Origin of the sequence: Streptomyces sp. NBC_01471, from assembly GCF_041438865.1 — a bacterium.
Taxonomy (GTDB): domain Bacteria; phylum Actinomycetota; class Actinomycetes; order Streptomycetales; family Streptomycetaceae; genus Streptomyces.
This window is the reverse complement of record NZ_CP109450.1, coordinates 1,196,598-1,209,390: the sequence shown is the minus strand read 5'-3', so window position 1 is coordinate 1,209,390 and position 12,793 is coordinate 1,196,598. Positions and strand designations below refer to the sequence as shown.

Genomic DNA, 12,793 nt, shown 5'->3' with positions numbered 1-12,793 from the left:
GCGGCCCTCACACCCGGCCGCACGAGTGGATCGCCAGCATCCTGGCCCGCGAGCCGCCGGTCGCGAAGCCCACACAGAGCCGGGGACCGCCCGCCCGCCTGACAGCGAGCCCTTCCGGCTCCCGGTAGGCCAGCCCGGCCCCTACGGTGATCCGCCGCGCAGCAGGGGCGGGGCCGTCGCGCAGGTCCACCGCGGTGACCCGGGTATTGCCCCCGGAAACGGGCGGGTTGGCGCCGGACGCGGCGGTGTACGCGTTGCCCGCGAGCTGGTACACCCGGTCTCCGTACAGCACGCACCCCTGGAACGTCTCGGCCGCGCCGCGTCCCTGCTGCCGCACGGTGTGCAGCGGCTCGTAGCGGCCCGCGAGGAAGTCGTCCATGGCGTACACCGCGTACCACTGCTGCCGTCTCCCGTACGCCGGGACCGTCCAGTAGCTCACCATCACCCGCCGCGCCGCCATGTCGACACTGGGCTGGTTGGCGAGCGAGCCGGGCACCGGGCGGTAGTGCCGCAGGCCGGGACGGTCGCTGTCGAGCACCGCCGCGTCCCGGAAGGCGAACCGGGAGACCGCCTGCCCGTACCCGGTCTCCGGGTGGGCCTGCGACTCCGTCCAGAGCAGCGCACCGGACGCGGACGGCTCGACGCCGAGGGAGACGCCGTGGCCGAATCCGCGCAGGAACATGTGGCCGCGGGGCTGCCCGCTCGCGGACAGCCGGGTGACACAGAGATCGCCGCGCTTGTCCCGCTCCGCACTCGACAGCCGGCGCGGCTCGCCGGGCAGCCGCACACCGCCCTGGACCAGTTGCACCGCGTAGATGTCGCCCTGGCTGTCGTCGAAGGCGAACGACTGGGGCACCGTGGTCTGGTGCAGCGCGGTGGGGGCCAGGATCTGCGAGGGTTCCGCCGGATCGAACGTGCCGTCCCCGTGTGCCCGCTGCTCCGCGTACCACCGGCCGCCGGCCAGGCCTCCGGCCGCGGCCGCCGCCGATACGCCCGCCCACAGAGCGGTCCTGCGTGTGTACTTCCGCTGCCGTTCCACGAACCGTCCTGCTCCCCGTGTCCGCCGTCCGGCAGGTACTCGACTCCCCATTCCCACACACCGCGGAAAGGGTCATTTTGTCATACCGCCATGGCCTGCCCTCAACGGTGTGTGCCCGCCCCGGACTCGCCGGGACGGGCACACACACGAAGGGCTCCGGAGGGGCGGAGGCCCGGGGTCAGGCAGGAACGCTCGCCACACCCTGGGCGAGGAACGGCTTGCCGTTCACCCGCTGCGACACACCCTCACGGTCCAGGTACGGCGTGATGCCGCCCAGGTGGAAGGGCCAGCCCGCGCCGGTGATCAGGCAGAGGTCGATGTCCTGGGCCTCGGCCACGACACCCTCGTCCAGCATCAGGCCGATCTCCTGCGCCACCGCGTCCAGGACACGGTCGCGGGTCTGCTCCTCGGAGAGCACCGACGTGCCCTGCTTGAGGAGTGCGGCGACCTCCGGGTCGAGCTCCGGCTTGCCCGACTCGTAGACGTAGAAGCCGCGCTTGCCCGCCTTGACGACGGCGGCCAGGTTCTCCGAGACGGTGAACCGGTCGGGGAAGGCGCGGTGCAGCGTCTCCGAGACGTGCAGGCCGATGGCCGGGCCGACCAGTTCGAGCAGCACCAGCGGGGACATCGGAAGACCGAGCGGCTCCACGGCCTTCTCGGCGACCTCGACCGGGGTGCCCTCGTCAATGACGTTCTGGATCTCGCCCATGAAGCGGGTGAGGATGCGGTTGACGACGAACGCCGGGGCGTCCTTCACCAGCACCGCGGTCTTCTTCAGCTTCCGCGCCACACCGAACGCCGTGGCCAGCGAGGCGTCGTCGGTCTGCTCGCCGCGCACGATCTCCAGGAGCGGCAGGATCGCGACCGGGTTGAAGAAGTGGAAACCGACGACCCGCTCGGGGTGCTTCAGCTTCGACGCCATCTCGGAGACCGACAGCGAGGAGGTGTTGGTGGCGAGGATGGCGTGCGCCGGGGCGACCGCCTCCACCTCGGCGAACACCTGCTGCTTGACGCCGATCTCCTCGAAGACCGCCTCGATGATGAAGTCGGCGTCCGCGAAGCCCTCGGCCTTGTCGAGCACACCGCTCACCAGGGCCTTGAGCCGGTTGGCCTTGTCCTGGTTGATACGGGACTTCAGCAGCAGCTTGTCGATCTCGGCGTGCACATAGCCCACGCCCTTGTCGACGCGCTCCTGGTCGATGTCGGTGAGTACCACCGGTACTTCGAGGCGGCGCAGGAAGAGCAGCGCGAGCTGAGAGGCCATCAGACCGGCGCCGACGACGCCGACCTTGGTGACCGGGCGCGCCAGGTTCTTGTCCGGGGCACCGGCCGGGCGCTTGGCGCGCTTCTGGACCAGGTTGAACGCGTAGATCCCGCTGCGCAGTTCGCCGCCCATGATCAGGTCGGCGAGCGCGGCGTTCTCGGAGTCGAACCCCTGCTCCAGGTCACCGTCCTTGGCGGCGGCGATGATGTCCAGCGCGCGGTAGGCGGCCGGGGCCGCGCCGTGCACCTTCGAGTCGGCGATGGTCCGGCCGCGCTCGACCGCCCGGTCCCAGGCGTCGCCGCGGTCGATCTCCGGGCGTACGACCTCGATCTCGCCGCGCAGGACGGCGGAGGTCCAGATCAGCGACTGCTCCAGGAAGTCCGCGCCCTCGAAGATCGCGTCGGCGATCCCCAGCTCGTAGACCTGCTTGCCCTTCAGCTGCCGGTTCTGGTTCAGCGAGTTCTCGATGATGACCGAGACCGCGCGGTCCGCGCCGATCAGGTTGGGGAGCAGCGCGCAGCCGCCCCAGCCGGGCACCAGGCCGAGGAAGACCTCGGGCAGCGCGAAGGCGGGCAGCGACTTGGTCACCGTGCGGTACGCGCAGTGCAGACCGACCTCCACGCCACCGCCCATCGCCGCACCGTTGTAGTAGGCGAAGGTGGGGACGGCCAGCGACGACAGCCGCTTGAAGACGTCGTGGCCGCCCTTGCCGATGGCGAGCGCGTCCGAGTGGTTCTTCAGCAGCTCGACACCCTTGAGGTCGGCGCCGACCGCGAAGATGAACGGCTTGCCGGTGATGCCGATGCCGACGACGGTGCCCTCGGCGGCCTCCTTCTCGACCTGGTCGATGGCGGCGTCGAGGTTCGCCAGCGACTGCGGGCCGAAGGTGGTCGGCTTGGTGTGGTCCAGGCCGTTGTCGAGCGTGATCAGCGCGAACCTGCCCGCGCCGCCCGGCAGATCGAGGTGGCGTACGTGCGCCTGGGTGACGACCTCGCCGGGGAACAGCTCGGCCGCGCCCTTCAGGAGATCGGAGGTGGTGGTGCTCACTTGGTGCCTCCGGCTGTCGTGTCGAAGTTCGGGTTCTCCCAGATGACGGAGGCGCCCATGCCGAAGCCGACACACATCGTGGTCAGGCCGTAGCGGACCTGCGGCTGCTCCTCGAACTGCCGCGCCAGCTGCGTCATCAGACGCACGCCGGAGGAGGCGAGCGGGTGGCCGAAGGCGATGGCGCCGCCGTACTGGTTGACGCGCGCGTCGTCGTCGGCGATGCCGTAGTGCTCCAGGAAGGCGAGCACCTGGACGGCGAAGGCCTCGTTGATCTCGAAGAGACCGATGTCGTCGATGGAGAGCCCCGCCTTGGCGAGGGCCTTCTCGGTCGACGGGATCGGACCGTAGCCCATGACCTCGGGCTCGACGCCGGCGTACGCGTACGACACCAGGCGCATCCTGACCGGCAGCCCCAGCTCGCGCGCCGTCTCCTCGGAGGCGAGCAGCGAGGCGGTGGCGCCGTCGTTGAGCCCGGCGGCGTTGCCCGCGGTGACCCGGCCGTGCGCACGGAACGGCGTCTTGAGACCGGCGAGCGACTCCATGCTGGTGCCGGGACGCATCGGCTCGTCGGCGGTGGCCAGGCCCCAGCCGGTCTCCCCGGCCTCGGGGTTGGTCCTGCGCACCGACACGGGCACCAGGTCCTGCTGGATCTTGCCGTTGGCGTACGCCTTGGCGGCCTTCTCCTGCGAGCGCACCGCGTACTCGTCGGTGCGCTGCTTGGTGATCGTGGGGTAGCGGTCGTGCAGGTTCTCCGCGGTCATGCCCATGAAGAGGGCCGACTCGTCGACCAGCTTCTCGGAGACGAACCGGGGGTTCGGGTCGACGCCCTCGCCCATCGGGTGGCGTCCCATGTGCTCGACGCCGCCCGCGAGGACGATGTCGTACGCGCCGAAGGCGATGGAGCCCGCGGTCGCCGTCACGGCGGTCATCGCGCCCGCGCACATGCGGTCGACGGAGAAGCCCGGCACGGACTGCGGCAGCCCGGCCAGGATGCCCGCGGTGCGCCCGAGGGTCAGGCCCTGGTCGCCGATCTGCGTGGTCGCCGCGATGGCCACCTCGTCGATCTTCGCGGGGTCCAGATCCGGGTTGCGGCGCAGCAGCTCCCGGATCGCCTTCACGACGAGATCGTCGGCGCGGGTCTCGTGGTAGATGCCCTTCGGGCCCGCCTTGCCGAACGGGGTGCGGACGCCGTCGACGAAGACGACGTCCCGGATGGTACGAGGCACGATGGCTCTCCTCCAGGGTGCGGGATGGCACTGCTGCTGCGGGCACGCCGGAGCGCGCTGCACAAGGCCATGCTACCCACGGGTAACCATGCTGCCCAGTCCTTGGGGCGGGAGCGTCGAAGGTCACACGCCGGGCGGGCCCGCGAACGGACCCGCCCGGCGTACCGCTGTGTCAGGGCGCCCGGCGGTCAGCCAATCGGCCGCCCGGCCCGTACAGCAGCCGCTCAGCCCGTACAGCTCACCGACGCGGCGCCCCAGTCCCCGTGGTCGAGTCCGTTGCCGTCGCCGCCGTCACCGACGACCAGGTCCACCACCTGCGCGCCCGTCACGTCCGCGTCGAGGGCCACGGCCTTCTGCTTCCCCTTGAGCACCGGAGTGGTGGCGACCTGTTTCCCGTCGGCCAGCACGGTGAAGGTCACCGAGCCGCCGCCGTCCGTCTCGTCGTCCACCCCGGCCGACGCGGTGAAACGGGTGCAGGCCCCGCCCAGATAGGCGGTGATGTCGCTGTCCGCGTTCGTCCCGAGACCCTTCGCGTACGCGGTGCCCGCGACGGACATCGGTCTCCCGTCCCCGGCGGCCTCCTCGCCGTTGGAGGAGTCGCGCTCCACCGGACCCCATCCGTTGGTGGCGGTGAAGTCCAGAGCGGAGAGGTCGTGTTTCCCGGCCCCGGGCGCGGGCGGCGGTGACGCCACACTCACGGCCGCCGCCGCCGAGCCGCGCCCCGAGTAGCGGGCCGCGGCCGACAGCACGGCTGACCACGGCTGCGGGCCCGCCGGCGCTGTGACCTGCCAGGTGCGCGTCACCGTCCGCCCGGCCCGTACATCGCCCAGCGGTCTGCGGACCGCTGTGTCCGCCTTCCACCCGTCGGGCAGCCGCAGCGCCAGCGAGGCGTCGCGCGCCGTCGTCGCGCGCGGGGTGAAGGCGGCGGTCACCGTGCCCGTGCCGCCCCGCCCGACGCTGTCCGGCGCGGTGATCCGCACATCCGCCGTGGCCTTCGGGTCGTGGTTCACCGCGGCCGACCACCCCGGCGACGCGATGTCGCCGTACCGCAGCGGGGTCGTGTGGTTCCCGTACTCCTCCAGCGACACCCTGCCGAGCCCGTCGCCCGCGGTGTCCTCACCGATGACGGCGATGGCGACCGTGTTGTGCCCGTCGGTGCGGAGCATCCCCGGCTGCACCGGGAAACTGGTCTGCGGCCCGAGGTCGTTGATGTAGAGGCCGACCATCCAGCCGTTGACGTACACCAGCGCCCGGTAGTTCTTCGCCTTGTCGTCCGCGAAGGTCAGCCCCATAGGGACGTCCTGGTCCTTCGGCAGCCGGAGATCGAAGCCCGTGCGGTACCAGGAGACCCCGGGTGCGCCCTTGCGGGTGTCCGGCAGCGAGACGTCCGGCCACGTGGTGTCCGGGTAGCCGGGCAGGTGCATGCCCTGCCGCTCGCCGTACAGGCCACCGGTGTTGAGCGGGCCACGCACCGGGTCGACGAGGTTCTCGCCGCCGAGTGCGCCCTGGATCCGCCAGCCGATCTGCCGTGCCGAGCCCACGAGACGTACCGATGTCAGTCCGCGCGGCTGCTTGTGGCTGTCGTTCACCCCGCCGTCCTGCTCGTGCGCCATGTCGGCGGCCAGCACCGCGAGCACGTTGTCCTTGCCGGGTTTCAGCGTGCCCGGCGGGACGGTGAAGGTGTGGGTGGCCGAGTCGGAGCTGCCGAGATACGTGCCGTTGAGCCAGGCCAGATACGAACCGGCCCTGCCGGTACTCGCGTTGACCTGTACGGCGCTCTCCGTGCCGGCCGCCGAGAAGTGCCCCCGGTACCAGACGGAGCCCGCGTGGAAGCCGTAGTCGTCGGCCGCCGGCGTCTGCCGGTCGGCGGCCCGCCAGGCGGCGTCGTCGAAGCCGGGCTGCGCCTCCGGTGTCTCGCGCTGGTACTTCCACGTGCCCAGCTTCGGCAGGGCGACCGGCTTCGGACCGGCGAGCGCGGCCCCGGTGGTGTCCAGCGCGCCCCGGGCGGGCTTCCCGTTCCAGCTCACCGAGGTGGCGGGGGTCCCGGTGATGACGTTCAGCTTCGACGCCTTGCCGGTGTCGCCCGTCAGCCTCAGCACCCCGTTCGCGTACGCACTGGTGCGCAGCAGCTCGGGACCGTTGGCCAGCACCGGCCCCTGCGGGGTGTCGAGCCGCCAGTAGGTGTCGGCCGTCGCGTCGTCGGCGAGCAGGAGCAGCAGCGGGGTCTTCGCGCCGGGCGGGGTGATGAGCACCTTCGCGAGCCCGTCGTGCCGGTAGTCGAGACGCAGGTCGCCGGTGGCCGGGTCCCAGCTCTGTTTCACCGTCCCGCCGGTCACCCGGACGTCCGGCTTCGCGGCGTACCGCAGTACGGTCTCACCGTCCTGGCCGTGCCGTCCGTACAGCAGCGCCACGTCACGCCGGCCGAAGGTCCCGTGCGTCATGAGCTCCGACGTCGAGTACCGCAGCTGCTGGTGGTCCATGGCGTAGTCGGAGACCAGCAGCTTGGAATCGCGCCCGTCGACCGTCAGCGCGGTCCCCGGTTCCTGCGGCACCGACGGATAGCCGCCGAGCGCCAGGTGCGTGGTGTCCTTCGCTTTGTTGTTGACGTCCTTGTGGCGGACGACGGTGATCGTGGTCCCGTCGTCGGGGTTGCGCCGGTCGCGGCGCTGCACCGCGGAGTTCTCCGGTGCGGCTGCCGCCAGCGGCCCGGTCTTCGTGAGCGGGGCGAGCGACTGCACGAGATACCCGAGCCGCTTGTCGGTCAGGTACTTCTCACTGAGCTGCCTGTCCTCCTGGATCGGCGCGCCGTAGTCGTACGAGCTGTAGACCGCGCCCGGCGAGGGCAGCCAGCCCCAGGAGGTGCCGCCGTACGCCATGTAGAAGTTCTGCATGGTGGCCCCGGAGGCGATGTTGTTCTCGTACGAGGCCTTCTCGAAGTCGCCGTCGGTCAGCTGCCGGCATTTGTCGAAACCGGACCCGCCCCAGGGGTCGAACGAACCGCCCTGGAATTCGGCCAGAAATAGCGGTTGTCCTGCCTTCTTCGCACCGGAGAGATCGGGCAGTCCGCTCCACTTGTCCGGAGTTGAGCAGGTGAAGCCCTGGGGGTACGAGTCGTGCCCGTCGATGTCCAGTTCCTTGGCGAAGACGCCGTTGTGGTTACCGGTCAGCGGGACGGTGATGCCGTCGGCGTGCGCCTTGTCCACCAGGTGCTGGATGTAGGCGTGGCCGTCGGGGGTGTCCTGGTAGTACTCGTTCTCGACCTGGTAGGCGATCACCGAGCCCGTGCCGTTGGTCAGCTGGTGCCGGGCGATGATCGGGTCGATCTTCGAGAGCCACTCGTCGGCCGCGGCCAGATAGTCGGGCGCGGTCGTCCGGGCCTTGCCCTTCTGCTGGGTCAGCCAGCCGGGGAAGCCGCCGCCGTCCGTCTCCGCGTTGATGTACGGGCCGGGGCGGGCGATGACGTAGATGCCCGCCTCCTGGGCGATGTCGAGGAGCTTGTCGACGTCGCGGATGCCCTTGAAGTCGTAGACGCCGGGCTTGGGCGAGTGGAAGTCCCAGTCGAAGTAGATGGACGCGGCGTTGAAACCGCCCGCCTTCATCTTCTGCAGGACATCGCGCCAGGCGTCGGGGCTGGGCAGCCGCCAGTAGTGGAACTCGCCGGACCAGATGTTCAGGCGCTTGCCGTCGATGGTCAGGGCGGTGTCGTCGTGCCCGACGGTGTGTACGGCGGTGTGTGCGGCGGCTGCGGCTGCGGTGGGGGGTGCGGCGTCCCGCGCGGGCCGCTCCGCGCCCGCGGCCGAGGTGAGCGCACCGGCGCTGAGCGCCAGCACGGCGAGTGCGGCGGTGAGGGAGCGTCTTAGTGGCGTGTGCATGTCATTCCTTCGCTCGCATGGACATGCTGAAAGAATCTGATGCGAAGCACAGCCTAAAGCTGTTGGACCGTGTTGGATACGGTCCGGTCTTGGTGTTTTCCGGGTCTGCGGCGGGGGCGCCGCAGACCCGGTCGTGTCAGCTCTCGGCGGGAGCGTCCTGGACCGCGGCCGTCAGCAGCGGAGCGACCTGCTCGATCTGCCAGTTCCGGGCGCCGAGCCCGGTGAGAACGGCTGAGATCTTCTCCACCGTCCGCTCCCGCGGCGGCTCCCAGCACACCCGGCGCACGGTGTCCGGGGTCATCAGGTTCTCCTGCGGCATGTTCAGCTCATCGGCGAGGGCCGACACGGCCGCGCGCGCCGCGGAGAGCCGGGCGGCGGCGGCCGGGTCCTTGTCCGCCCAGGCGCGGGGCGGCGGCGGGCCGGCCACCTGCTGCCCCGGCTGCGGGAGCGCGGTGTCGGGAAGCGCCTTGGCCCGGTCGACGGCCGCCTGCCACTGCTCCAGCTGGCGCTTGCCCATGCGGTGGCCGAAACCGGGCAGTGCGGTGAGCTCCTGGAGATTCGCCGGGAGGCCGAGGGCCGCCTCGACGATCGCACCGTCACCGAGGACCTTCCCGGGGGAGACGTCCCGCCGCTGCGCCACCGCGTCGCGGGTGTTCCACAGCTCCCGTACCACCGCCATCTGACGGCGCCTGCGCACCTTGTGCATCCCGGACGTACGGCGCCAGGGGTCCTTGCGCGGCGGGGCGGGCGGCGCCGACGCGATGGCGTCGAACTCCTCCATCGCCCAGCCCAGCTTCCCCTGCCGGTCCAGCTCCTCCTCCAGGGCGTCCCGGAGGTCGACCAGCAGTTCCACGTCGAGCGCGGCGTAGCGCAGCCACGGCTCGGGCAGTGGACGGGTCGACCAGTCGACCGCCGAGTGGCCCTTCTCCAGCGTGAAGCCGAGCACGCTCTCGACCATCGCGCCGAGGCCGACCCGCGGGAAGCCCGCCAGGCGCCCGGCCAGCTCGGTGTCGAAGATCCGGGTGGGAATCATGCCTATTTCCCGCAGGCACGGGAGGTCCTGGGTGGCGGCGTGCAGCACCCACTCGGCGTCGGCGACGGCCGCGCCGAGGGCGGAGAGGTCGGGGCAGCCGACCGGATCGACGAGGGCGCTGCCCGCGCCCTCGCGGCGCAGCTGCACCAGGTAGGCCCGCTGCCCGTACCGGTAGCCGGACGCGCGCTCGGCGTCGACGGCGACCGGCCCCGTCCCCGCGGCGAACGCCGCCACGACAGCGGCCAGTGCTTCATCGGTGGCAACCACCGGCGGAATGCCCTCGCGGGGCTCCAGCAAGGGGATCGGCGCCTGTTCGACGTCGTCCGGGGGAGCGCCCCCAGTGGTTCGCAGTGCTGTCTCTGCTGCGGTCTCTTGAGCGTCGGTCACCCGTCAAGGGTATCGGTGAACGCACAGCACCCGCCGACGTAACGCTGCGTCGACGGGTGCTGAGGGGGCTGAAACCAGTCAGTGCCGTGCCGTGGTCCGCCCTGTCGGGCGGATCACGTCAGTGGATGATTCCGGTACGCAGCGCGACCGCGACCATCCCGGCCCGGTCGCCCGTGCCGAGCTTGCGCGCGATGCGGGCGAGGTGGCTCTTGACGGTCAGGGCGGAGAGCCCCATGGAGACGCCGATGGCCTTGTTGGACTGACCTTCGGCGACCAGCCGCAGCACTTCGACCTCACGGCCGGAGAGCTCGCGGTAGCCACCCGGGTGGCTCGGGGTGCCCGGGGGGCGGCGCTGCATCCGGGCGGCGCCGATGGGTGCGGCGCCGGGCCGGGTCGGGTGGCCGATGTTGTTGCGGGTGCCGGTGACGACATAGCCCTTGACGCCGCCCGCGAGGGCGTTGCGCACGGCGCCGATGTCGTCGGCGGCGGAGAGTGCCAGACCGTTGGGCCAGCCGGCGGCCCGGGTCTCGGACAGCAGGGTCAGCCCGGAACCGTCGGGCAGGTGGACGTCGGCCACGCAGATGTCACGTGGTTTGCCGACGCGGGGACGGGCCTCCGCGATGGACGACGCCTCGATGACGTCACGTACTCCGAGGGCCCACAGATGGCGGGTGACGGTGGAGCGGACGCGCGGGTCGGCCACGACGACCATGGCCGTCGGCTTGTTCGGGCGGTAGGCGACCAGGCTTGCGGGCTGCTCGAGGAGAACGGACACCAGGCCTCCTGGGAAGGTGCGGAACGAATGCCGGCCGGGGGAAGAGCCGGGGCGAACCGTGCTTGAAGGGTCACAGACTTCTTCGGCAGCAAACCCGCCCGCCTTTAGAGAATGATCACGATTTAGTGAGTAACAATTCGGGCAAATCGGATGCCTGACCGATCGTTCGAAAGATGCCCGTGTCCACGAAGGCCCTGTTCGTGCCGCCCGTGGTTCCGTTCGTGCGCCGAGCCCGGGTGTCATGCGGCGAGCCGGACCGGGCGCCGGCCGGGGGCCCCGGGCCGTGCCGTCGGCCCACCGGTGGGCCGACGGGCCGGGGCGCGAGCGCGTCGGTGCGTCAGTGCGTGCGCGGGCCGCGCCGCTGCGGCAGCGAGACCACACCCGTGTCCGGCGGCCCGACCGGCGGCAGCCCGGCGATCTGGCAGAGCAGATCGCACCAGGCGGCCAGATGCGCCCCGGTGTCCGGCACCCCGCCCAGTCCTTCGCGCGGGGTCCAGGACGCCCGGATCTCGATCTGGGTCGCCGGTTTGCGCTCCGAAAGCCCGCCGAAATAGTGCGACCCGGCGCGGGTGACGGTGCCGCTGGCCTCCCCGTACGACAGTCCGCGCCCCTCCAGCGCACCCGTCAGCCACGACCAGCAGACCTCGGGCAGCAGCGGATCGGCGGCCATCTCGGGCTCCAGCTCCGCGCGGACGAGCGTCACCAGCCGGAAGGACCCCTGCCAGCTGTCGTGACCGTCGGGGTCGTGGAGCAGGACGAGCCTGCCGTCCGCCAGGTCGTTGTCGTTCTCGACGACCGCGGCCTCCAGCGCGTAGGCGTACGGCGCGAGCTTGCGTGGCGGCTTGGTCGGGTCGATCTCCATCTCCGGCCGCAGACGCGCCGACTGCAAGGCGTCGACCGCCTGCCTGAATGCGGGCGGGACGGAGTCCGTCTCCGCGCTGTTCATACCGTCAGCGCCATCTGAAAATCGTCCCTGAGCCGCAGCCATGCCGGGAAGACTAGGCGGAACGAGGCAGTTGCGGGGGGAAGGACACCCGGCCCGGGGCAACCGCTTCGCCCGCACATGCGAAACTTCTCGGCGTGAGTGCCAACGACCGCCCCCTGGGCGCCCAGAACCCGACAGCCGACTCCGTCTTCCTCAAGGCGTGCAGGCGCGAGCCGGTGCCGCACACCCCTGTCTGGTTCATGCGGCAGGCCGGACGCTCACTCCCCGAGTACCTCAAGGTGCGGGAGGGGACCGCGATGCTCGACTCGTGCATGCGGCCCGACATGGTCACCGAGATCACCCTCCAGCCGGTCCGCCGCCACAAGGTGGACGCGGCGATCTACTTCAGTGACATCGTCGTACCGCTCAAGGCCATCGGGATCGACCTCGACATCAAGCCGGGCGTCGGCCCGGTGATCGCCCGGCCGATCCGCACCCGCGCCGACCTGGCCCAGCTGCGCGATCTGGAGCCCGCCGACGTCTGGTACGTGACCGAGGCGATCGGCATGCTCACCGCCGAGCTGGGACAGACGCCGCTCATCGGTTTCGCCGGTGCGCCCTTCACCCTCGCCAGTTACCTCGTGGAGGGCGGCCCGTCCCGCAACCACGAGCACACCAAGGCGATGATGTACGGCGACCCGGAGCTCTGGGCCGAGCTGCTCGACCGGCTCGCCGGGATCACCTCCGCCTTCCTCCGGATCCAGATCGAGGCGGGCGCGAGCGCCGTCCAGCTCTTCGACTCCTGGGTGGGCGCCCTCGCCCCGGCCGACTACCGGCGCTCGGTGATGCCCGCTTCGGCGAAGGTCTTCGACGCGGTGGCGCCGTACGGGGTCCCGCGCATCCACTTCGGTGTCGGCACCGGTGAGCTGCTCGGGCTGATGGGCGAGGCCGGCGCGGATGTCGTCGGCGTCGACTGGCGGGTGCCGATGGACGAGGCGGCCCGGCGGGTCGGCCCCGGCAAGGCGCTCCAGGGGAACCTCGACCCGGCCGTCCTCTTCTCCACCCGGGAGGCGGTCGAGGCCAAGGCGGACGAGGTGCTGGCCGCGGCGGCGGGGCTCGAAGGGCATGTCTTCAACCTCGGCCACGGCGTCATGCCGACGACCGACCCCGACGCGCTGACCCGGCTGGTGGAGCACGTCCACACCCGCACGGCCCGCTGAACCCC

8 protein-coding genes are annotated in these 12,793 nt (G+C 71.3%); 1 reads left to right on the top strand and 7 read right to left on the bottom strand.

The genetic code is table 11. The features are described from left to right. Nucleotides 1-7: 7 nt before the first annotated feature. From OG285_RS05315 to OG285_RS05285, 7 genes are all read right to left on the bottom strand, one after another. Nucleotides 8-1,039: a signaling protein gene (locus OG285_RS05315; RefSeq protein WP_356830372.1), complete on the bottom strand. Its 1,032-nt coding sequence runs from the start codon at nucleotides 1,037-1,039 to the stop codon at nucleotides 8-10. Nucleotides 1,040-1,217: 178 nt separating this feature from the next. Further along, on the bottom strand, nucleotides 1,218-3,350 hold the full coding sequence (locus OG285_RS05310) for a 3-hydroxyacyl-CoA dehydrogenase NAD-binding domain-containing protein (RefSeq protein WP_356830374.1): 2,133 nt from the start codon (nucleotides 3,348-3,350) through the stop codon (nucleotides 1,218-1,220). Continuing rightward, nucleotides 3,347-4,576 (bottom strand): acetyl-CoA C-acyltransferase, encoded by a 1,230-nt coding sequence (locus OG285_RS05305; RefSeq protein WP_356830376.1) that lies wholly within the window; start codon nucleotides 4,574-4,576, stop codon nucleotides 3,347-3,349. The genes OG285_RS05310 and OG285_RS05305 overlap by 4 nt, the downstream gene beginning before the upstream one ends. A gap of 224 nt (nucleotides 4,577-4,800) precedes the next feature. After that, complete coding sequence (locus OG285_RS05300) at nucleotides 4,801-8,448, bottom strand: beta-galactosidase (RefSeq protein WP_371790297.1); 3,648 nt, start codon at nucleotides 8,446-8,448, stop codon at nucleotides 4,801-4,803. Between the two features lie 136 nt (nucleotides 8,449-8,584). Further along, nucleotides 8,585-9,868 (bottom strand): ribonuclease D, encoded by a 1,284-nt coding sequence (locus OG285_RS05295; RefSeq protein WP_356830380.1) that lies wholly within the window; start codon nucleotides 9,866-9,868, stop codon nucleotides 8,585-8,587. A gap of 118 nt (nucleotides 9,869-9,986) precedes the next feature. Then, nucleotides 9,987-10,643 (bottom strand): response regulator transcription factor, encoded by a 657-nt coding sequence (locus tag OG285_RS05290; RefSeq protein ID WP_164259399.1) that lies wholly within the window; start codon nucleotides 10,641-10,643, stop codon nucleotides 9,987-9,989. Between the two features lie 337 nt (nucleotides 10,644-10,980). Next, nucleotides 10,981-11,631: a DUF3000 domain-containing protein gene (locus OG285_RS05285; RefSeq protein WP_356835206.1), complete on the bottom strand. Its 651-nt coding sequence runs from the start codon at nucleotides 11,629-11,631 to the stop codon at nucleotides 10,981-10,983. A 92-nt stretch (nucleotides 11,632-11,723) separates the two neighbouring features. Here OG285_RS05285 and hemE point away from each other — a divergent pair, with 92 nt between their 5' ends. After that, nucleotides 11,724-12,788 carry a uroporphyrinogen decarboxylase gene (gene hemE / locus OG285_RS05280; RefSeq protein ID WP_356835204.1) on the top strand — a complete coding sequence of 355 codons (1,065 nt, stop codon included), beginning with the start codon at nucleotides 11,724-11,726 and terminating at the stop codon, nucleotides 12,786-12,788. Nucleotides 12,789-12,793: the final 5 nt, after the last annotated feature.

Bases quoted from the DNA above. Each gene is read 5' to 3' on its own strand.
- OG285_RS05300 (WP_371790297.1), bottom strand. From the start codon at position 8,448: ATGCACACGCCACTAAGACGCTCCCTCACCGCCGCACTCGCCGTGCTG.
- OG285_RS05285 (WP_356835206.1), bottom strand. From the start codon at position 11,631: ATGGCTGCGGCTCAGGGACGATTTTCAGATGGCGCTGACGGTATGAAC.